20 protein-coding genes are annotated in these 20,661 nt (G+C 33.4%); 9 read left to right on the top strand and 11 right to left on the bottom strand.

The window, feature by feature from the left end:
* Positions 1–97: 97 nt before the first annotated feature.
* From EV145_RS16380 to EV145_RS16370, 3 genes are all read right to left on the bottom strand, one after another.
* A complete protein-coding gene (locus EV145_RS16380; RefSeq protein WP_133526273.1) occupies positions 98–1,075 on the bottom strand; it encodes a ribonucleotide-diphosphate reductase subunit beta in 978 nt (325 codons plus the stop codon).
* Between the two features lie 338 nt (positions 1,076–1,413).
* A complete protein-coding gene (locus EV145_RS16375; RefSeq protein ID WP_133526272.1) occupies positions 1,414–1,983 on the bottom strand; it encodes a DUF3109 family protein in 570 nt (189 codons plus the stop codon).
* Positions 1,984–2,270: 287 nt separating this feature from the next.
* On the bottom strand, positions 2,271–3,053 hold the full coding sequence (locus tag EV145_RS16370) for a DUF4412 domain-containing protein (RefSeq protein WP_133526271.1): 783 nt from the start codon (positions 3,051–3,053) through the stop codon (positions 2,271–2,273).
* A 289-nt stretch (positions 3,054–3,342) separates the two neighbouring features.
* Between EV145_RS16370 and EV145_RS16365 the strand changes: the two genes are divergently transcribed.
* From EV145_RS16365 to EV145_RS16355, 3 genes are all read left to right on the top strand, one after another.
* Positions 3,343–3,921 (top strand): MarC family protein, encoded by a 579-nt coding sequence (locus tag EV145_RS16365; protein WP_035653377.1) that lies wholly within the window; start codon positions 3,343–3,345, stop codon positions 3,919–3,921.
* A 101-nt stretch (positions 3,922–4,022) separates the two neighbouring features.
* Positions 4,023–4,223, top strand: a complete 201-nt coding sequence (locus EV145_RS16360) for a hypothetical protein (RefSeq protein ID WP_026728410.1) — start codon at positions 4,023–4,025, stop codon at positions 4,221–4,223.
* Between the two features lie 3 nt (positions 4,224–4,226).
* Entirely contained in the window at positions 4,227–4,832 is a 606-nt protein-coding gene (locus EV145_RS16355) for an FAD-dependent oxidoreductase (protein ID WP_133526270.1), read from the top strand.
* A 104-nt stretch (positions 4,833–4,936) separates the two neighbouring features.
* On the opposite strand, the gene EV145_RS16350 is transcribed toward EV145_RS16355, so the two are convergent.
* From EV145_RS16350 to EV145_RS16330, 5 genes are all read right to left on the bottom strand, one after another.
* A complete protein-coding gene (locus EV145_RS16350; RefSeq protein ID WP_133526269.1) occupies positions 4,937–5,251 on the bottom strand; it encodes a hypothetical protein in 315 nt (104 codons plus the stop codon).
* A 92-nt stretch (positions 5,252–5,343) separates the two neighbouring features.
* Positions 5,344–5,709: a nuclear transport factor 2 family protein gene (locus EV145_RS16345; protein WP_133526268.1), complete on the bottom strand. Its 366-nt coding sequence runs from the start codon at positions 5,707–5,709 to the stop codon at positions 5,344–5,346.
* 12 nt (positions 5,710–5,721) lie between these two features.
* Positions 5,722–7,305, bottom strand: coding sequence for a S41 family peptidase (locus EV145_RS16340; protein ID WP_133526267.1), 1,584 nt, complete (start codon positions 7,303–7,305; stop codon positions 5,722–5,724).
* Positions 7,305–7,736 carry a deoxycytidylate deaminase gene (locus tag EV145_RS16335; RefSeq protein WP_133526266.1) on the bottom strand — a complete coding sequence of 144 codons (432 nt, stop codon included), beginning with the start codon at positions 7,734–7,736 and terminating at the stop codon, positions 7,305–7,307. The genes EV145_RS16340 and EV145_RS16335 overlap by 1 nt, the downstream gene beginning before the upstream one ends.
* A gap of 5 nt (positions 7,737–7,741) precedes the next feature.
* Positions 7,742–8,335: a HupE/UreJ family protein gene (locus EV145_RS16330; protein WP_133526265.1), complete on the bottom strand. Its 594-nt coding sequence runs from the start codon at positions 8,333–8,335 to the stop codon at positions 7,742–7,744.
* A 170-nt stretch (positions 8,336–8,505) separates the two neighbouring features.
* On the opposite strand from EV145_RS16330, the gene EV145_RS16325 reads away from it, so the two are divergent.
* Complete coding sequence (locus EV145_RS16325; protein ID WP_133526264.1) at positions 8,506–8,937, top strand: TerB family tellurite resistance protein; 432 nt, start codon at positions 8,506–8,508, stop codon at positions 8,935–8,937.
* A gap of 209 nt (positions 8,938–9,146) precedes the next feature.
* On the opposite strand, the gene fbp is transcribed toward EV145_RS16325, so the two are convergent.
* Positions 9,147–10,151, bottom strand: coding sequence for a class 1 fructose-bisphosphatase (gene fbp / locus EV145_RS16320; RefSeq protein ID WP_133526284.1), 1,005 nt, complete (start codon positions 10,149–10,151; stop codon positions 9,147–9,149).
* Positions 10,152–10,322: 171 nt separating this feature from the next.
* Between fbp and EV145_RS16315 the strand changes: the two genes are divergently transcribed.
* The 3 genes from EV145_RS16315 (at position 10,323) to EV145_RS16305 (ending at position 12,645) form a co-directional block, all read left to right on the top strand.
* Positions 10,323–10,823: a GNAT family N-acetyltransferase gene (locus EV145_RS16315; protein WP_133526263.1), complete on the top strand. Its 501-nt coding sequence runs from the start codon at positions 10,323–10,325 to the stop codon at positions 10,821–10,823.
* Positions 10,824–11,008: 185 nt separating this feature from the next.
* Complete coding sequence (locus tag EV145_RS16310; protein WP_133526262.1) at positions 11,009–12,268, top strand: aspartate kinase; 1,260 nt, start codon at positions 11,009–11,011, stop codon at positions 12,266–12,268.
* 152 nt (positions 12,269–12,420) lie between these two features.
* The gene (locus tag EV145_RS16305; RefSeq protein ID WP_133526261.1) at positions 12,421–12,645 is read left to right on the top strand and encodes a DUF5808 domain-containing protein; all 225 of its coding nucleotides are present in this window, start codon (positions 12,421–12,423) and stop codon (positions 12,643–12,645) included.
* 70 nt (positions 12,646–12,715) lie between these two features.
* Here EV145_RS16305 and EV145_RS16300 read toward each other — a convergent pair whose 3' ends face one another.
* Both EV145_RS16300 and EV145_RS16295 read right to left on the bottom strand, forming a co-directional pair.
* Positions 12,716–15,109, bottom strand: coding sequence for a TonB-dependent receptor domain-containing protein (locus tag EV145_RS16300; protein WP_133526260.1), 2,394 nt, complete (start codon positions 15,107–15,109; stop codon positions 12,716–12,718).
* 115 nt (positions 15,110–15,224) lie between these two features.
* Positions 15,225–16,283 (bottom strand): helix-turn-helix domain-containing protein, encoded by a 1,059-nt coding sequence (locus EV145_RS16295; protein ID WP_133526259.1) that lies wholly within the window; start codon positions 16,281–16,283, stop codon positions 15,225–15,227.
* A gap of 197 nt (positions 16,284–16,480) precedes the next feature.
* Here EV145_RS16295 and EV145_RS16290 point away from each other — a divergent pair, with 197 nt between their 5' ends.
* Positions 16,481–19,912 carry a hypothetical protein gene (locus EV145_RS16290; RefSeq protein ID WP_133526258.1) on the top strand — a complete coding sequence of 1,144 codons (3,432 nt, stop codon included), beginning with the start codon at positions 16,481–16,483 and terminating at the stop codon, positions 19,910–19,912.
* Positions 19,913–19,975: 63 nt separating this feature from the next.
* On the top strand, positions 19,976–20,554 hold the full coding sequence (locus EV145_RS16285) for a hypothetical protein (RefSeq protein WP_133526257.1): 579 nt from the start codon (positions 19,976–19,978) through the stop codon (positions 20,552–20,554).
* Positions 20,555–20,661 lie beyond the last annotated feature (107 nt).

Below are 20,661 nucleotides of genomic sequence, written 5' to 3'. Positions count from 1 at the left end.
CGATTTGGGTGATAGAGATTCAACCTAAAAAAATGTTCTGTAAATAATTAATTAAAGCCTTAGATAAAATCAGCTGAAATTAATAAATGCTGTTGTTCTAAAAATCTGCGTCAAATGAAATTTTTTGAGCATCGCTGTCTGTGTTCATCACACCCGATTTTTGATACTCGGCAACACGTTTTTCAAAGAAATTAGTTTTTCCTTGAAGAGAGATCATGTCCATGAAATCAAACGGATTCGCTGATCCATATACACGCTCACAACCTAATTCTACTAATAATCTGTCGGCAACAAATTCTAAGTATTGCGTCATTAAAGTCGCGTTCATACCAATTAAACTTACCGGTAGCGATTCTGTTACAAATTGTCTTTCGATATCAAGAGCATCAACAATGATTTCTTTGATTCTGTCTTTAGGCACTTTGTTTACTAAGTGATGATTATGCAAATGAACTGCAAAATCACAATGTACACCTTCGTCACGAGAAATTAATTCATTTGAGAATGTCAAACCTGGCATTAAGCCACGTTTTTTCAACCAATAAATTGAACAGAATGCACCAGAGAAGAAAATACCTTCAACAGCAGCAAAAGCAATAAGTCTTTCAGCAAATGAATCCGACTCGATCCATTTTAAAGCCCATTCTGCTTTTTTAGCAATTGCAGGGAAAACTTCTAAAGCATTGAATAATTCTGCTTTTTCAGCTTCGTCTTTCACGTAAGTGTCAATCAACAAAGAATAGGTTTCACTGTGAATGTTTTCCATCATGATCTGGAAACCATAGAAAAACTTCGCTTCAGCATATTGAACTTCGTTTACAAAGTTCTCAGCAAGATTCTCATTTACGATTCCGTCAGAAGCAGCAAAAAATGCAAGGATGTGTTTGATGAAATATCTTTCATCATCATTTAATTTGTTATTCCAGTCAGTCAAATCTTGGTGCAAGTCGATTTCTTCCGCAGTCCAAAAACTTGCTTCCATCTTTTTGTACCATTCCCAAATATCATGATGTTTAATTGGAAAAATAACGAAACGATTTTTATTTTCTTGTAATATTGGTTCGACTTGTGACATGACAATTTTTGTTTAATTTTTATACTGAAACTTTACTAATTCAGTAGACTACAAAGATTGTCAATTACTGCCAAAAATGAAAGTCAAACTTATTCACAATTCGCTGTAGTTTTTAACAACGGCGAAAATTTGAAATGATTTTCATACAATAATTAATTTATTGCAAATGAACATTTTAAAAGCATAATTAGCATCTTGAAGCCCCGTAGAATATAGACTTTTTGAAATAAAAAGCAAGAAATTTTAAATTGTTTTTAAAAGTTTTTTTTGAGTCAAAACTTTATTTTTTTTGAGTTAAAATGCGCCCTCGCAAAAGGGTAATTTTTACACTTGAATTTTTAAGAGTTCTTAAGTTCCTCTGCTACTTTTTCAAGTTCTAAATACCAGTCTTCACCAAAACGGCGAATCAACGCTTCTTTTACAAATTTGTAAACCGGAACTTCTAATTCTTTACCTAAAGAACAGGCATCATCACAAATATCCCATTTATCGTAATTTACCGCAGCAAACTCCGTAAAGTCTTTTACACGAATTGGATATAAATGGCAAGAAACTGGTTTTTTCCAGTCTACGATTCCTTGATTGTAAGCTTGCTCGATACCGCAAAGCGCCGTTTTTCCGTCAAAAATAACATACGCGCAATCTTTATTATCAATCAAAGTTGTTTCTAGATCGCCGTCTGTTCCTTTTACCCAAGCTCCTTGGGCTTCAATTGCAGCAATTCCTTCTTTTCTTAAAAAAGGCTTTACTTTCGGATAAATCTCTTCCAAGATTTTAGTTTCAGCTTCACTCAAAGGTGCGCCTGCATCTCCGTCGACGCAACAAGCCCCTTTGCATGCTGATAAATTACAAACAAATTCTTTTTCGAGTATATCCTCTGATACGATGGTTTTTCCTAGTTGAAACATTTTGCAAAGGTAATTAAAGATTCAGGAAATAAAAACCGCACATCAATATATGTTTGCAAACCTAACTTATTTAGAATGTTACCATTTTATCTATGCATTGCGTGTAATTATTCTAACACATAGAAACATAGAATTAGTTATCTAAAAAAAGGCGTTTCACTTATTTAAAACAAACATAGCCGGCTATATGAGAGAAACATGTTTCTTTTTTTTACTCTTTATTAAAAAATAAATCTATGTCTCTATGTGTTTAAAAAAACCTCAATTATATCAACGGGTTGTTTTATCTACATAAATTTATAGTCTGATTTATTAAACATGTAAGCGTTTTTCTCCAAACTTAGACATTTCATTGTGGTTACTTTACGGCTTTTTAAATCTTTCATTGTCATATCCATTAACAACGTACGATCTTCTGGTTTAAAATAGTTCGACAATCCTTCGGGCATTTTCCAGCCTTTTTGATTTTTAAACATATCGCCAAAACTCACTTTTGCCTCACTAGTGTAATAACAAATAATATCATATTCATCATTTGTCATCTGAATTCCTTTGCAGTTATAACCCAAAAAGGTTTTATTTGGAAGTGTCTTATAAGTAAATTTTGATTTCTCACCTTCTTTTTTTGCCATTTCTGTATAATCAGGCATTTTTGAAGCTGATGCCATTTTTTCCTTGCCGTTTCCAAAGGCAGTTACCATAATACTGTTTTTAGAATCCATAATCATAAACATATCCTGTCCTTGTCCCTGAGAAATATTCATTCCGAAATAAGAAGCATTAGGTTCTAGCAAATAATTAGCATTCATAGCTTTTCCTTCATCGGTTTTAATCTCCATATTGTATTTCCAGCTGAAAGCATAGGAATTTGGAACAACCGAGGGATCCACTTTATTTTTACCATAACTTAAAACGGCATTTTCCATACTTGCATTTTGATCAGCAGTTCCGGTACCATTTTGACCTTTTTGTTGTGCTGCTTTTTTAATTTGCTGCCAGATTTGGGCTTGTGAACTATTGGATGAAAACAATAAACACAAGAAAACTATAACAAACATCATCTTTTTCATAACCTTTCCTTTTTAAGTTAGTGCAAATTTAGTGATTGATTTTCAGTAAGTTATATTTTTAACGTTTGATTTTATCAACTTTTCATTGGCAAGTATCAAAATAAATTAAGTTCAAAAACAAACAACCCTTTTTCTACAAATCAGCAGTCGAAAGATGATAATGTTACAAATATCACATTTTACACCATTAAACTATGTTTTTATAACAAAAATACAATGTGGCAAAAAATCACCTAACTTTATTACCTACTTTTGCAGCAAATTATTAATCGCTTAAAATCAGAACAATATGCTTGAAATCGACTTTAAAGAAATTATTACGGTTGGAATGGTACTTTTTGCAGTAATTGATATTGTAGGATCAATTCCAATTATTGTCAATTTACGCGCAAAAGTTGGGCACATCGACTCAGAAAAAGCTTCCTTAGTCGCAGGTATGATTATGATTGTTTTTCTATTTGTTGGAGAAGGATTGCTGAATTTAATTGGTATCGATGTACATTCATTTGCAGTTGCCGGATCATTTGTATTATTCTTCCTTGCTTTAGAAATGATTTTAGGAATTAGAATTTATCGTGACGAAGAGCCAGGATCGGCCTCAATCGTACCATTAGCATTTCCGCTGATTGCCGGAGCCGGAACCATGACAACACTATTATCGCTACGATCTCAGTTTCATACAATCAATATTATTATTGCTATTTTACTGAATATTATACTGGTTTACATTGTTTTAAAATCCTCTAAAAAAATTGAAACCTTATTAGGAGAAAATGGTCTGGGCGTAGTCCGCAAGACATTTGGAGTCATACTTTTAGCGATTGCTGTTAAATTATTCGCCGCTAATGTTAAAGGTTTGTTCGTCTAACATTTATTTTTATACTTTTACCGCATAAAATTTCTAAAAACGAAACTTTAAGCCCTTTATTTAAGGTTTTACTTTGATTATTTTAAACAAAAAACAACCAGATGAAAATTTTTACTTCAATATTAGTGCTTTTGGCATTAGCTTTAATTGTTTTTAATATTACGCTATTAGACTTCAAAAATCCCTTTCAGGGAGACAGCATGGTAGCTTTTATTGGAATCGCAGCTTCTTTCTGCGCCGTATTGATTCTTTTGATTTTTAGAATTTCAAAAAGAATTGAAGAAAAAACAAACGGCAGATAAATAATGTTTGACGTTCTAATTATTGGCGGAGGTGTATCAGGAATGTCTTGTGCACTTGTTTTAGGCTCTGCTAAAAACAAAGCTTTTGCAGCCGATAAAAAAATCGGAATTTTTACACATCAAAAAAATTCTTCTCTCCAAGAAGCAATTTTCTACAATGCTTATGGCATAACACCAGGAAAATTAGGTTCTGAATTACTTACAGAAAGCACACATGATTTAGCAGCATCTTATCCACATATTGCTCAAATCGCAAACGAAAAAGTAATTAAAGTTGAAGGTCAATTTCCTGAATTCACTGTAATTACAAATAAAAACTCTTACCAAACAAAAAGTATTGTTGTCGGAATTGGTTCTGCCAATACGTTTGACATTGATGGCTTAATGGAGTTTGTTGAACCGCACAAAAAAGCACTTCCAGAAAAACAACGAATTCAGCTGAAAAATAACGATCACAAAGTTGCTGATGGTATTTATGCAATTGGAACTTTGGCAGGCTGGAGAAGTCAACTAGCAATCGCTGCCGGAAGTGGCGCTGCAGTTGCTACAGATATTCTAACTTTATGGAATAATGGCGTACAGACTCATGCGCATGATAGTATCCGATAAGACAAAACATCTATAAAATTATTAAACCATATAAGTCATATAAGCTCATGTGAATTATGCGCAAAGCATTAAATGAACTTATATGACTTATATGGTTTATTCTTTTATTTCACCGAAATAATCTGAGTAACCTTAATATGATTTTCGTCTTCACTTTTCCAGAATTCTCCTTTTACTGAAACGACATCACCAATTTTTACTTGCTTGTAGTTTTGCGGTCCGCCCACATTTACAATACTGATTGTCGCAAAGTAAACTTCTTTTTGATCTGTATTGATTTTTGCTGTGTATCCGTCTTTACCGCCTTCAATTGACTCTACCTTGCCCGAAACCGTCTTGCTGCTGTCTTTTGCAGTTGCGCAAGAGATTATAAAAGTCATTACAACCAGAAGAAGGCTTATTCTTTTTAAATTTTTCATGTTTTGAATGTATTTAACCGCAAAGTACGCTAAGAATTACGCAAGGATCGCTAAGTCTAATTTTATGTTATTATTAAGTTTCTTTTCAAAATTTATGCCAATGGAATACAGCTTCCGGCAATAACTTTTAAATTTTCATCAAACTGTTTCCAAACTCGGATATATTTAAAAACACCATTTATTGGAGTAGTATCATAAGTGCCTTTTAATGAAACTGCAACAGTTACCACAGCCACATTGTCAATTATATTAATAATTTGGTCTGAAGCTTCTAGTGATTCTATCTTCATTCTTCCAGAACGATAGGAATCAAGATCAAAAGCTTTTGTAATGGTATTTCCGTCAGGTAAATTGAAAAGCAAATCGTCGTGAAGGATTTTATCTAAAGTTGGAACATCAGCATTTTTAATTGCAGTTAAAAGTTCAATTTCAGCATTTACAACGGCTTCTGTTTTCATATTTTAAAAGTTTCAGGATTGTTTCTTTGGACTCAAAACCGATTTGATCATGGCGTCATCTTTCAAAACCACATTGTAGTAATATAATTCGCCGAACAATTGTCTCGCAAATTCAGCTGTGATATAACGGTTTACCAGCGCTTTGGTTTTATCTAATTTTAAATCCAAACCGGTCATTGCAATGTAGTTTTTAAACTTCTTGAAGTAAACATCTGAATTTTTCATTTCTTCTAAAAACTCATTAAAATGAAGCCCAACAAATGCTTTTCGGTTTTTATCCAATTCTTCAAAAACAAAATGTCCAACAATTCCGGTTTGCAATAGATAAGCAACATTTTCATTTCCGTGCTCTGCTTCCATCGGAACAAAAACATCAGGAACAATACCACCGCCACCGTATACGATTTTACCTTTTGGAGTTTTAAATTTCAAAGAATCGGCCACTTTTATACTGTCTTTAGCATAAAGTTCACCTGATTTTATTCTGGATTCTGACTCTTTAAAATATTCTTCATTTCCTTTCTTATACGGTTTCTGAATCGATCTTCCTGTAGGCGTATAATAACGTGCGACAGTCAATCTCACTGCAGATCCGTCGTTGAAATCCATTTCGCGTTGCACTAATCCTTTCCCGAATGAACGGCGCCCAACGATAGTACCTCGATCATTATCCTGAATTGCTCCAGCCAAGATTTCACTAGCAGAAGCACTATTTTCATTAATCAGAACAAATACTTTTCCGGTTTCAAAACTTCCGGCTTTTGTTGCGTATGTTTTTTCGGTTGTGCCGTTTTTATTTTTGGTAAAAACGATCAACTGCTTGTCTTTCAAAAATTCATCAGCAATAGCTATAGCCTCTTCCATGTATCCGCCACCATTATCACGAAGATCAATTACCAGCGACTGAATACCACTTTGTTTTAATCGCGTCAAACCGGTTTTAAACTCGTTATAAGTAGTTTCGGCAAAACGATTGATTTTGATATAACCTGTACTATTTCCCAGCATCAAAGAAGCATCGACACTTTTAATGGGAATAATATCTCTTTTAATTTTAAATTTCAGTTTCTTTTGTTCCGATTTTCTAAAAACCGTCAATTCGATTTCAGAACCTTGAAGCCCTTTTAATTTCGAGAACAAACTGTCGGAAGGAAGTTTTCGTCCGTATAATTTTGTTTTTCCTGCAAACAAAATTCGGTCGCCAGATTTTAGTCCCGCTTTCGCTGAAGGTCCGTTTTCAATTGGTTTTATGATCGCAACGGAATCTTTATACATATAAAAATTAATTCCTATTCCAACAAAATCCCCTTTCATGCTTTCAGCAACTTCGGCTTGTTCGCTTGGCGGAATATAAACGGAATGCGGATCTAATTTTGATAGGATATTATCAACTGTAAGGTTTACAATTGAATCGGTATTGATACTGTCGACATATTCGTTATTAATAAAGTCGATCAGTTTATTTAATTTGGTTTTCGAGTAATTTTTAGCCAAAAGCTGATCATCAGCGGGAGCGTTCATAAGGCTTCCGAGTACGGTTCCCAGAGCAAAAGTGGCTCCGATAACAATTGGCAAATATTTTAGATTGAATTTCATTACTCTTCTAAAACAGGAATATGTTCGACTTCGATACCCGCTTTTAATAAAAACTGAAGTCCAGAATCATCTCTGTATCCATTCTGATAAACCACTCTTTTAATTCCTGACTGATGTATCAATTTACTGCATTCTTTACAGGGTGAAAGCGTAATGTACAACGTTGCACCTTCGCAGGACTGTGTTGACCTCGCTACTTTTAAAATTGCATTTGCCTCGGCATGCAGCACATCCCATCGGGTCAGTCCGTCTTCGTCTTCGCAGCAATTTTCAAATCCAGATGGTGTTCCATTATAACCATCAGAAATTATCATTCGGTCTTTTACGATAATTGCTCCTACTTGCTTTCGTTTGCAATAAGAAAGCAAACTCCACTCTTTTGCAATTCTCAAATACGCTTTATCGTATTTGTTCAATTTTTTTATCTCCATTTATTTTATCTGTTCCAAATTGGGCTTTCAATAATCATCGGAATCACAACTCCAACAATAAAAGCCGACATTACAAGTGCCCAGTCGCGCTTTGAAAAGCGAAATACTGTCTGCACTATATAAGATAGTATCAAAACTACGAAAACCACAACTAACTGAGCCGTTTCAATTCCTAACGCAAATTCTCCTAAAGGTAGTAATTTTGACGTTGCCGAACCTCCTAAAATTGTTTTAAAATAATTTGAGAATCCAAGTCCGTGTATAAGTCCGAAAAATAGCGTAACAATAAAAATTAAATTTACACCTTCATTTTTAGTTGCTTTTCCTGCGGTAAAAAGATGATATAAAGCGGTAATTAAAATTGTTATCGGAATTAAAAACTCAACAAGGTTTACTTTTACAGCGATTATTCCAAAAACAGAAAGTATTAATGCTACTGTATGGCCAATTGTAAAAACCGAAACCAAAAGCAAAATGCGTTTCCAGTCTTTAAAAGCGTAAGGAACTGTTAGCGCGATTAAAAAAAGAACGTGATCGTAGGCGTTGATATCTAAAACGTGTTTTAATCCTATCTGAAAATAAATCCAAAATTCTGACATAGGGGTAATAATATTAAATGATTAGGGGATGTAAACTTACGATTTATTTTGAAAATTTCATGAAGTCCATCCTTAAAACAACGTAGAAAAATAAGTTAAATTTTATGAGAAATTTAAAATTATGAATTAAAATAACTTTTATCTTTGTTTAACAAAAATCTTAATTAATTATGTCATTTTCAGAATTATTTGATAGCGAATTCAAACAAAGAAATAAAGGTCATTTCTCAGCTATTGTTCGCGTAGCTTTAGCAGACGGAATTGTATATCCTGAAGAAAAACAATTCTTAGATAAACTTGCTTCTCGTTTAGAAATTACCGACTCTGAGTACGAAGAGATTCTTAGCGATCCATTAAAATACCCAATTAATCCACCTTATTCATATGTACAGCGTTTAGAGCGTTTATATGATTTAACAAGAATGGTACATGTTGATCATCATCTTGAGGATAAACAAGAAGTATTATTGAAAAAGATTAGTGTAGCTCTAGGATTCACTCCAAGTAACGTGGATTATATTATAGCAAAAGCATTATCTTTAGTCGACCAGAAAGTTGACGGAGATACTTTTATTTACGAAATGCAACATATGCATAAATAGTATTCAGTGATCAGTTTTTAGTGTTCAGTTTTATACTGAAACTTGACTGCGAATGAAAATTAAAAACAAACCCGACAAGTTTTTGAACCTGTCGGGTTTGTTGTTTATTGCCAAAAGTAAACTTGAAACCTGAAACAAAAAAACCTAACAGGTTGTAAAAACCTGTTAGGTTGTCTGTTACTGAATACTAAAAACTGACCTCTGAATACTTATTCAGCCGCCATAAATTCCTCAGCTTTTTCTACCATATTTATGCTTCCGCAGAAAAACGGAACTCTTTCATGTAGTTCTGTTGGCTGGATTTCCATAATTCTTCCAAAACCATCTGTTGCTTTTCCTCCAGCCTGCTCTGCAATAAAAGCCATTGGGTTACATTCGTATAATAAACGTAATTTTCCTTTTGGTGCTTTTGAACTAGTTGGATAAATATAAATCCCACCTTTAATCATATTTCGATGAAAATCAGAAACCAGACTTCCTATATATCTAGAAGTGTAGGGTCTGTCATCTTCTTCACGCTGACAATATTTAATGTAATTTTTTACTCCCTGCGGAAAATGGACATAATTCCCTTCATTGACCGAATAAATGTGTCCGTCTTTTGGAAACTGCATATTTGGATGTGAAAGGTAGAATGTACCAATCGCCGGATTTAGCGTAAAACCATTTACTCCGTGTCCCGTTGTGTAAACTAGCATGGTCGAAGTTCCATAAATTACATATCCTGCTGCTACCTGATTGATTCCCGGCTGTAAAAAATCCTCGCTTGTTACCGGGGTTCCAATTGGAGTAATTCTTCTGAAAACAGAAAAAATAGTTCCTAAAGAAACATTTACATCAATGTTAGAAGATCCGTCAAGCGGATCCATTAAGATCACGTACTTATTATTATGACTGTTGTCGCTCCCCTGAACAGTTATAAAATCGTCGTTTTCTTCTGAAGCAATACCACAGACAATCTCACGGTTTATTAACGTCTGGATAAATACTTCGTTGGCATAGACATCTAATTTTTGCTGGTCTTCTCCCTGAATATTCTGTTCGCCTACGGCGCCAATAATATCCACTAATCCAGCTTTGTTAACTTTGTAGTTGACGACTTTTGCCGCCAAACGTATCGAGTTAAGAATTCGGGAAAGCTCTCCCGACGAATACTGAAATGCTTTTTGGTTCTCAATAATAAACTCTCCCAGTGTTTTATTGCGTTCTTCCATTGCTATATCGTTATAGTTTTTATTTAAAGTCACAAATATCGCTTATTTTGTGAGAATGATTTAAAAATTATTTTGTTAGTTTGTTACTATTGTATATTTGCTAATTAAAGTCAAAAAGAATGCAGTAAATACATTTTTTTTTGCCTTATATGCAATTAATAATAAGATTATATGAATATTAGAAAAGGAAATCCCGAAGACATGAAATCGGTTTTAGGATTAATTCAGGAGCTGGCGATATTCGAAAAAGAACCGGAAGCTGTCGTAATTACAGAAGAAGATTTAATTCGTGACGGATTTGGAGAAAAACCTCTTTTTCAGGTTTTTGTAGCAGAGATTGAAAGCGATTCAGAAGAAAGCAAAAACGGAAAAGAAATAGTTGGAATTGCGCTATACTATTACCGCTATTCGACCTGGAAAGGAAAAACAATACACCTTGAAGATTTGATTGTGAAAGAAAAAATGCGCGGTACCGGTTTAGGGTCGGCACTTTATGCTGAAATCATGAAACAAGGAAAAAAAGATAACGTTCGAAGAGTGGAATGGAATGTTCTGGCATGGAATACACCAGCAGTTAATTTTTACAAGAATTCTGGCGCAAGAATTCTGGAAGACTGGCAAGTTGTGCAAATGGATGAAGCAGGAGTTAATTCATTCTTAGAAAAATTATAAAAGAAATGTTTTGCCACAGATTATAAGGATTAAAATGATTTTCTAATCTGTGTCAAGTTTGCCACGAATTTCACGAATTAGCACGAATTAATTTGTGGAAATTCGTGGAATTAGTGGCAAAAAAAACAAAATACTAGGTTTCGATTTGAATCTGAAATCTAAAATCTAAAATCTATTAATTAAAAATGAGAGTATTTAAATTTGGTGGAGCATCAATAAAAGATGCAGATGGAATTAAAAACGTTTATGACGTTTTACAAAAAGTAGGATATGAAGATGTAATTCTTGTAGTTTCGGCTATGGGAAAAACAACAAATGCTCTTGAAGTGGTTATCAAGAATTATTTTGACAAATCGGCTGAGTTAAATTCTTCGGTACAAGAAATAAAAAAGTACCACAATCAAATTTTATTAGATCTATTTGAAGACGAAAAACATGCCGTTTTTACAGCAGTAAACGAGCAATTTACTGAGTTGGAATACTTTTTAGCGCATAATAAATCTCCAAATTACAACTTTGTTTACGATCAGATTGTAAGTTTTGGAGAATTGATATCAACAAATATTTTAAGTCATTACATGAATTTCAGAGAAATTCAGACACAATGGCTTGATGTTCGCAACTTCATCAAAACGGACGCAACTTATAGAGATGCAGAAGTTGACTGGGAAGCTACACAACAACTTATCAGTAAAAATGTTCCGCGCAAAATTTTAAATATCACACAAGGATTTTTAGGTGCCGATGAAAACAACTTTACGACAACTCTAGGCCGTGAAGGTTCTGATTATACTGCAGGGATTTTTGCTTACTGCTTAAATGCCGAAAGCGTAACCATCTGGAAAGATGTTCCTGGAGTTATGAATGCCGATCCGCGTTATTTTGAAAATGCGAGTTTATTAAACCAAATTTCGTATCGTGAAGCAATCGAATTAGCATTTTACGGAGCAACGGTTATTCACCCAAAAACGCTACAACCATTACAGAAAAAAGAAATTCCTTTATACGTAAAATCTTTTATTAATCCGTTATTAAAAGGAACTTGCGTTTCTAAAGGTGTTGATCTTGAGCCACAATACCCTTGTTTTATTGTGAAGAGAGAACAGCTTTTAATTTCACTTTCATCAATTGATTTCTCTTTTATTATGGAAGAGCATATTAGTGAGATTTTTGGATTATTCCACGAATTTAAAATCAAAGTAAACTTGATTCAGAATTCGGCAATTAGTTTCTCTGTTTGTGTGGAAGATAAATTTGGAAATTTCAACGAATTGAATGCGATTCTTTCGAAAAAATTCAAAGTAGAATTTAGCGAAAATGTAACTCTTTATACTATTCGTCACTTTACAGAACAAGCTTCTGAAACGGTTGAAAAAGATAAAGAAGTTTTATTGAAACAAGTAAGCCGTGAAACAATGCAGATTGTAACTAAAGAGCTAAATTAATATTGGTTTATAAAAGGTAATTATTTCAATTCAAATATATTTTAGAAAGGCTTTGCTTAATTGCGAGGCCTTTTTGTTTATACGAATTTTCCCTTGTTTGAAGATTTCATTAACTTTACTTATTAGTAATCAGTCACTATTTGTTTTGGAATATGAATTACAACGAACCAACCGAAGAAGAGAAAAATAAATGGATTAATGATCCTGATAACTGGATTTGGGGAATATTCTATTACAATCCAAAAGACAAACGATTATTCCCTCCCAAGAAAATAAAACAATTTGGTTATACTACTAATTTTGCAAATCCTAATTCTGTTTTTGCACTCCTTCTTTTAATGGCAGTTCTAATCACTTTAGGACGATTCATAAAGTAAATCTACAATACACTTTATTTTAAAAAAGAAAAAACCGCCACAAAACAAGAGAATCTATAAAATTAAAAAATTACCTCGCCCTATTATTCTCCGTCTGCTCAATTTCAGATTTCTTATAACTTGTTTTTTTGGAGTTCCCAAAATTATAAGTTGCGACAAGTTTAAAGTAATTACTCGTATAGGTTCTGTGATAATAAATTTGAGTCTGGCCAACATTATAATCTCCGGAAATCATAAACTTATGAAAGATATCGTTGGCTGAAAAATTAAGTTTTAATGCCTCTTTTAAAAAATTCCTTTCTATTCCTAAAGTTACTGTCGAACGGCTGTTTTCACTTCCTAATCCATAACTTCTATCACTTAAATACCAAGCTAAAAGCTGCAGTTTGAAAAGCTTCGGAATTGTAAATGTATTATTGGAATACAAATAAAATTGAGGTTTTACAGGACTAAATTCAAATGCATAAAAATCATCTACAGATTTCTGCCAAGTAACACTTACTGTATTGGTAGAATTCCACCATTTTAGATTGAAGGATCTGGAAAGCGAACTAAAAAACGTATGTCCTTTTTCCAGATTTAAAGCTTTTAAAACATAACTATTGGGTGTATCTCCTCGCAGAGCAGCCGCAGAAATAGGATCGATTTTATATGTATATCCAATTTTAAAATCGAACTTTTTGTACATCGTACCAATTTCAAAAGCATGAGTTTTTTCTGGAAGCAGGTTTGGATTTCCTTCAATTGTAGTGAATGGATCCTGATAAACAATATACGGATTTAAAGCTTGATATCTTGGTCTTGTTATTCTTGCAGCGTAAGAAAAATGCCCTTTCCAATCTTCTGAAAAATCAAAATTTAAAAGTGCGTTTGGAAAGAAATTGCCATAACTTTTTTCAAATTCCTGAACTTTATTTGCATTTGTAAATAAATTGTAGCTTGTTTTTTCTGCTCTTGCTCCAAGTGAAACATTGAGCTTATCATTCCACGTTCTGACATAGTTGAAATAAGCCGCAACAATTTTTTCATTGTATTCAAAATCACTGGAAAGATCCTCATCTAATTCAAAATTCAAATTATCATCAGAAATAAAAAAATCTGTTCCAGATTTTATAGTAGCATGACTAAACTTCGCTCCTGTTTCAAATTTAGTTTTTTCATCTATTTCATTAATATAATCTGCCTGAACCGCGACAATATTAATCCTGCTGCCAACATTGTTTTTTAAATATCTTTCTGAATCTGTTTCTTCAACAAAACTGTTTTCTTCAATTAGATCCCCTATCGTCAGATTGTAATTAGAAAATTGAGACCCAATAAACAATGTTGAACCTTTTTCGGTTGTCAAGTTATAGTTTAAATTGATAAACTGATTTAATAAAACATCATTTCGATCAACATCTGTGGCATAAAAACTATTTCCAGAATTATTAGTTATCGAATTTCTGCTTTCTGTAATACCGCCCAAATCATTCACATTTCCGCTATAGGCTAATGAAAGATAATCTTTAGCAGAAAAATTATATTGAAGTCCAAATCCAAAATTAGAATAATTGTTAAATCTTCTTTTCCAGTCAGTTGTCAATTCAGATTTCATGTACTCATCAGGATTCGGGCGCGTTCTTGTCGTGTACAACAATTCCCGATTTCTGCCTAATTGCAAACCGTAATTACTTATAAAAGAGAATTTTCCTTTAGAGTAACTAAAATCAAAAAGCGAGTTATAGCTTGTTCCCCCAAATTTAGAAACCGAAATATGCTGGCTTGCCGTTCCCATTATACCGCTTTCAATATTTTGTTTAGTGACGATATTGATAACTGCTTTTCCTTCGGCATCGTATCTGGAAGATGGATTCGAAATAACTACAATCTTCTCGATCTGAGAAACCGGAATCGCTGCAAAACGTTCGTAATTAATCAAAACTCCGTTTAGGTAAATTATTGCTTCGCCTTTTCCAAGCACACTGATTTGTCCTTCGGCAACCACTACATTTGGCACACGACTCAATAATTCATTAACAGAACTACTAGTTGCCAATACGCTTCCGTTTACATTGACTTCGATCGTTCCGTTTGATCCATATTTTAATAACGAGGATTGACTTTTTATAACAACTTCATTTAATTTATTCTGATTTCCTGCGGTAATAATAGCGACTAAATCAACACTTTCCTTTCCTTCGTATTTCAAATTCAAATAGCGATCTGCAAATTCTGCCGATGTTAATTTTAGAATAATTTGTTTTTGATTTATATCTGACAATTGAAAAACGCCATCTAAAAAATCCTGTTGTTTAATGATTACAGAATCCTGAACGGATAAAGCAGTTGCAGTTCCCATCAGCAATTCGTTATTTGTGCTCATCACTTTTCCAGATATTTTCTGAATGGATTGTGCATTTGTTTGGGTTACATTTAGAAGAAAACAATAAAAATAAGCGAATACTAGAATTAAAAACCTCATGAATTTTTGCGTTTAAAATTTGACTTTTTGTGAGGACAAAAGTCAGTTTCAAATCACGAAATGAGGTAATCGAAAGCGAAATCAGGAGTACGGATCTATAAATTCATACTTCGTTTTAATCTTGTAAAGCCTGAAGCTGATAATTTAGCGGTGTTGTTCCTGTATGTTTTTTAAAGGCTGAAAAGAAAGTCGATTTAGAATTAAAACCAACGTCATAGCCAACTGATTCCAAAGTCAGTTTGTCATTTGATGTTATAATTTTGCAAGCTTCATTTATTCTAAATTCATTGACAAAACTGGTGAAATTCTTTCCCAGATTGTTATTTAAAAACTGCGATAATTGGTGGCTTGAAATATTAATTTCCTGAGACAGATCTTGAAGTGTCAGGTTTGGATTTTTATATAAATTCTTTTCGCGCATTGCGTTTTCCAGTTTTTCAGACCAGATTACTGCTTCTGCCGAATCTATTTTTTTATTAGAAATCTTTGCGTTCAATAAAAACAAATCGTCTGTTTTTTTTCTGTACAAAAGAATTGAAATTCCTAAGTATAAAATAAACGAAAAAACGACTGCTCCACTTATATATGTAGCTCCCGGCGCTCCCATAATGGATAGAAAATAAAATAGGAATAAGAGAAAATTACCTAAAAACAGCATTCCGAACCACATTTCGGCAGGAGTTTCTTTTTCTTTTCTGCTGAGAATTTTCTTCAAAACACTGCGAAGTTCAAAACCGGCAAACGCGATATAGACTAACCATTGAAAATAAATGATTCTTATGAAATAGCCTCCCCAAAGTTTTGGATATACTTCATACGGATATACAATGCCGACAGCAACTATTAAAATTCCCCAAAATGCTAAAATAAACTTCCATGATTTGGGCATTACCTGAACTTCTTCAACTGCCGATTTGATAAAATAATACAAACACGGCCCGATAAAGAAACAAGCCGTAAGCCCAAACTGTAAATACATTTTTGGAAGCTCGGGATGAAAATAAACAAATACAGATTTTCCTATCCGGATACTTAGAGCAAACAAAAGTGCGCCAAGGAAATAATTTGTCAGGTATTTTTTCTTAGTTAAAAAGAAAAAATAAAGGCCCAGAATAATTCCGTTGAAAGAACCTAAAGCACTAAAAAAGAATAAAAGTTCTTTGCCCGTATCCATAAATTAAGTTTGTGATATATCGAACAAAGCTAAAAAAAAGATTGGTTTATGAAGAGAATTATACTTCAAAATTATAATTAATAATACTAATTAAACCTAGACACTAAACTTAAAATCAGCCAATTCTCCAATAAACAAATGCCTCGCAATTTCCCAATTATAAATACTACTTTTGACTTTTTAGAGTTAAAGTATTTATGTTGAAAAAATTACTGTTTTTAACGGTTTTCATCTGGTTTTCTGCGCTTCATGCTCAGGAAACAGAATCACCGTACAAAACAAAAAAAGTAATTGCAACCCGCGATACCATTCATCTGGAAAAATTCAGCATAAATCCGAGTTATTTTCAGCTTTTGAATACTAAAAACGAAGTTATCGATTCTTCTTTTTATAAAATTGATTTTCAAAAAGGAAGACTTCTTTTAAATGAAAAATTCACTTCAATTTCAGATACTTTAATTGTCAATTATTTGAAATATCCTGATTTTATTACCAAAGAATATAGTCTTTACAAATCAGATCAAGTGGTCAGTAATGATGCCGGTTCTGAAAAATTGTATAAAATTGACAATGCCAACACTAAAAAAGTGATCCCATTTGATGGTTTAAACACCTCCGGAAGCATCACGCGGGGGGTTACTGTCGGGAACAATCAAAATACGGTTTTAAATTCTAATCTAGATTTACAGATTACCGGAAAAATCTCCGATAAAGTCAGTCTGCGGGCATCGCTTCAGGACAATAATATTCCGTTGCAGGATGGCGGTTATTCGCAAAAACTGGATCAGTTTGACAATATTTTCATGGAGCTTTTCAGTGATGATTGGAACATTCGCGCCGGCGATGTTTTTCTGGAAAACCGCAAAACGCAATTTCTTAATTTCAACAAAAAGGTTCAGGGACTTTCTGCAAGTTTTGATTTTGATACCGAAAAAAGCAAAACCAATATATTTGCGTCCGTTGCTTTTGTAAAAGGCCAATATGCCAAAAGCACTTTTACCGGACAGGAAGGAAACCAAGGTCCTTATAAATTAAAAGGCCAAAATGGCGAACTCTACGTTTTGGTTATTTCAGGTTCAGAGCGTGTTTATGTAAACGGTGTTTTACTGAAACGTGGTGAAAACAATGATTATGTAATTGATTATAATGCTGGTGAAATTGTTTTTACGTCGCTTTTTACGATTACTTCGGAAATGCGTATTAACATTGAATACCAATATTCTGAACGAAATTATAATAGACTTGTGACTTATGCCGGTGGAACACATGAGACAAAAAGTTGGAGTTTTGGTGGTTATGTTTATTCTGAAAATGACTTGAAAAATCAGCCTTTGCAACAAAATCTTTCTAAAGACCAAGTTCAGGTTTTAAGTCAGGCCGGCGATAATCCAGATTTGATGAAAGCGCCTTCAGCATTTCAAGATACTTATGCTGATAATAAAATTTTATACAAAAAAACACTGATCAATTCGGTTGAAGTTTATGAATATTCAAACGATCCCGCTGCTGTTTTATACAATGTAAAATTCAGTCTTGTTGGCAATAACGCTGGAAATTACATTATTCAAAACAATACTTCAGTCGAACGTATTTACGAATATGTGTCTCCAGTAAACGGAATTCTTCAAGGAAATTACGAACCCATTGTACAATTAATTCCGCCAATAAAACTGCAGGTTGCTACCTTTTTAGGAAAATATAATCCAAATGAAAAAACACTTGCCGATTTTGAACTTGCTGTAAGCAACAACGATAAAAATTTATTTTCGAGTATTGACGATGCAAACAACGAAGGAATTGCTTTTAAAACCAATATTAAAAAACGGCTTTTTACTAAAACCTGGACGCTAGATGCATTTATAAACTATCAATTTGTCGACGAAAATTTTAAGTCGGTTGAGCGTTTATATAATATCGAATTTAACCGTGACTGGAACTTAAATTCAACGCTTTTAGGGAATCAAAGTCTGCTGGCAACTGGTTTTAATTTTGATTTATTTGCGAAGAAGAAAACTTCGAATGTTGGATTATTGGCGTATCAATTTGAAAAATTAGATTTCAGCGAAAGTTATTCCGGAACACGCCACACCACAACAGCTTTTTTTAAAATAAAAAAATGGACTTTTGAAAATCAAGGAAGTTTCTTGAATTCTGATGCCACCACTTCGGTTTCAAAATTTATCCGAAATCAAACCAGAACTAAATATCATTTTGGAAAAAACTGGATTGGTGCCAGTATGCAACTTGAGGACAATCAGGAAAAAGATAAAGTTACCAATCAGTTTTCGGCCTTGAGCCAAAGATTTTCAGAATATGGCGGTTTTATCGGGCGGGGCGACAGCACAAAAGTTTTTGTCGAATTGGGTTTTCTGCAACGTAAAAATGACAGTTTGCAAAACGGATTATTGCAGCATGTCAACAATTCTCAGACCTACTATTTTAGATCAAAACTAATTCAGAACAAGAAAACAAACCTGGCGGTTTATGCAAGTTACCGAAATTTAAATTTTACAGATCCAAATCGAAGCAATGAACCTTCATTAAATTCGAGGATTTTATACAATGATCGTTTCTTTGGTCAATTAATGCAAATTGGAACGGCTTATGAAACCAGTTCTGGAACTATTGCACAACAGGAATTTACTTATATTGAAGTCCCAACCGGCCAAGGTGTTTATACATGGAATGATTATAATGGCAACGGAATTAAAGAATTAGAAGAATTTGAGATTGCACAATTTTCAGATCAGGCGCGATTTATCAGAATCTTTTTGCCGAATCAAGTTTACATCAAAACAAATCAGAATAAATTTTCGCAGTCGCTGATTTTGAACCCACTGCAATGGCAAAATGAAACCGGCTTGAAAAAATTTGCTTCTTATTTTTACAACCAAACTTCCTTTATTATGGATCGAAAAGTAAAAAGCAAAGGCGAACGCTTAGAACTAAATCCGTTTGATTCTTCAGAAGAAAATATTTTGGGACTAAATTCAAGTTTAAGAAACAGTCTTTATTTTAATCGAGGCAAACAGAAACATTCAGTAACGTATTCTTATTTGGTCAATAAAGGAAAAAATTTGCTTTCTGTAGGATCTCAAAATGTCACCAACAATTCGCATCAATTACAGTACATGCATTTACTTCAAAAAACGTGGCTTTTTAATTTTTTCACCAAAACGATAAAAACGAATTTAGTTTCAGAAGATTTTGCGGAGAAAAATTATGATTTAAAAGGCTATCAGATTGCACCAAAAATCAGTTATTTATTTTCAAAAAATACCAGTTTAGATTTCTTTTACGAATTTCAGAATAAAGAAAATCAGATTGGCAATTTAGAAACTTTAGTTCAAAACAGACTTGGAACTTCGTTCTCGTTTGCCGGCGAGAAAAAAGTAACCTTAAATGGTGAATTTTCTTTTTATGAGAATAAATTCACCGGAAATGAATTTTCATCAGTAGGATATCAAATGCTGGAAGGACTTCAGGCTGGGCAAAATTTAGTTTGGAAACTTCTTCTTCAAAAAAATATAACATCATTTTTAGATGTTAATTTAAACTACCAAGGCCGTAAAGGCGAAACAGGAACAACGGTCCATACCGGAAACGTACAGCTTCGCGCATATTTTTAGTGGGATGCGAAAAAGATGACAATAAATTGATTAATTTTAATTGAAATTTAAATACGTAACCTTATGAAAAAATTATTATTGCTTTGTTTTATAGTTGTTTTCTCATCTAATTTTTATGGTCAGGATGCCACTGTAAAGGCAACAAAGAGCCAAACTGAAGCGGCATCAAAAAAAGCAAAAGCAGATGCAAAAAAACAAGCCGACATATCTAAAAAAACGGCAGATGACGCAACAGCTTCAACAGCAAAAGCTAAAAAGCAATCAGCAAGTGATGCAAAAAAAGCGGCAGACAAATCTAAAAAAGCGGCAGATGATGCAACCGCTGCAGCAGCAAAAGCTAAAAAAGAATCTGCAACTGATGCTAAAAAAACTGCTGACAAACAAAGTGCAAAAGCAAAAAGCGAAGCCGACAAAGCTAAAAAATCAGCAACAAAAGCCGATGCTGCAAGCAAAAGTTCAAAAACTGAAGCCGACAAAACTAAAAAATCAGCTACTAAGACTGTAAAAGAAACAAATGAAAAAGCTCCAAAAACACCAGACAAAGTGACCGGAGAATACAATGGCAAAAAAGTATATACTGGACCAAAAGGCGGTAAATACTACATCAACAAAAATGGAAATAAAACTTATATTCAGGACTAATGAAAGTTGCTGAGATACTGAGATACTGAGATACTGAGATACTGAGATACTGAGATACTGAGATACTGAGATACTGAGATACTGAGATACTGAGATACTGAGATACT

Source organism: Flavobacterium sp. 245, assembly GCF_004362055.1.
GTDB lineage: Bacteria > Bacteroidota > Bacteroidia > Flavobacteriales > Flavobacteriaceae > Flavobacterium.
Note: the sequence above shows the minus strand (reverse complement) of the source record. Positions and strands in the feature narration are given on the sequence as shown.

Excerpts from the sequence above, each read along its gene's own strand:
- EV145_RS16375 (WP_133526272.1), bottom strand. The coding sequence starts at position 1,983 with ATGTTTCAACTAGGAAAAACCATCGTATCAGAGGATATACTCGAAAAA.
- fbp (WP_133526284.1), bottom strand. The coding sequence starts at position 10,151 with ATGGAAGAACGCAATAAAACACTGGGAGAGTTTATTATTGAGAACCAA.
- EV145_RS16355 (WP_133526270.1), top strand. The coding sequence starts at position 4,227 with ATGTTTGACGTTCTAATTATTGGCGGAGGTGTATCAGGAATGTCTTGT.
- EV145_RS16310 (WP_133526262.1), top strand. The coding sequence starts at position 11,009 with ATGAGAGTATTTAAATTTGGTGGAGCATCAATAAAAGATGCAGATGGA.
- EV145_RS16335 (WP_133526266.1), bottom strand. The coding sequence starts at position 7,736 with ATGGAGATAAAAAAATTGAACAAATACGATAAAGCGTATTTGAGAATT.
- EV145_RS16365 (WP_035653377.1), top strand. The coding sequence starts at position 3,343 with ATGCTTGAAATCGACTTTAAAGAAATTATTACGGTTGGAATGGTACTT.
- EV145_RS16290 (WP_133526258.1), top strand. The coding sequence starts at position 16,481 with ATGTTGAAAAAATTACTGTTTTTAACGGTTTTCATCTGGTTTTCTGCG.
- EV145_RS16345 (WP_133526268.1), bottom strand. The coding sequence starts at position 5,709 with ATGAAAACAGAAGCCGTTGTAAATGCTGAAATTGAACTTTTAACTGCA.
- EV145_RS16340 (WP_133526267.1), bottom strand. The coding sequence starts at position 7,305 with ATGAAATTCAATCTAAAATATTTGCCAATTGTTATCGGAGCCACTTTT.
- EV145_RS16380 (WP_133526273.1), bottom strand. The coding sequence starts at position 1,075 with ATGTCACAAGTCGAACCAATATTACAAGAAAATAAAAATCGTTTCGTT.
- EV145_RS16325 (WP_133526264.1), top strand. The coding sequence starts at position 8,506 with ATGTCATTTTCAGAATTATTTGATAGCGAATTCAAACAAAGAAATAAA.
- EV145_RS16315 (WP_133526263.1), top strand. The coding sequence starts at position 10,323 with ATGAATATTAGAAAAGGAAATCCCGAAGACATGAAATCGGTTTTAGGA.
- EV145_RS16305 (WP_133526261.1), top strand. The coding sequence starts at position 12,421 with ATGAATTACAACGAACCAACCGAAGAAGAGAAAAATAAATGGATTAAT.
- EV145_RS16330 (WP_133526265.1), bottom strand. The coding sequence starts at position 8,335 with ATGTCAGAATTTTGGATTTATTTTCAGATAGGATTAAAACACGTTTTA.
- EV145_RS16300 (WP_133526260.1), bottom strand. The coding sequence starts at position 15,109 with ATGAGGTTTTTAATTCTAGTATTCGCTTATTTTTATTGTTTTCTTCTA.
- EV145_RS16295 (WP_133526259.1), bottom strand. The coding sequence starts at position 16,283 with ATGGATACGGGCAAAGAACTTTTATTCTTTTTTAGTGCTTTAGGTTCT.
- EV145_RS16350 (WP_133526269.1), bottom strand. The coding sequence starts at position 5,251 with ATGAAAAATTTAAAAAGAATAAGCCTTCTTCTGGTTGTAATGACTTTT.
- EV145_RS16370 (WP_133526271.1), bottom strand. The coding sequence starts at position 3,053 with ATGAAAAAGATGATGTTTGTTATAGTTTTCTTGTGTTTATTGTTTTCA.
- EV145_RS16360 (WP_026728410.1), top strand. The coding sequence starts at position 4,023 with ATGAAAATTTTTACTTCAATATTAGTGCTTTTGGCATTAGCTTTAATT.
- EV145_RS16285 (WP_133526257.1), top strand. The coding sequence starts at position 19,976 with ATGAAAAAATTATTATTGCTTTGTTTTATAGTTGTTTTCTCATCTAAT.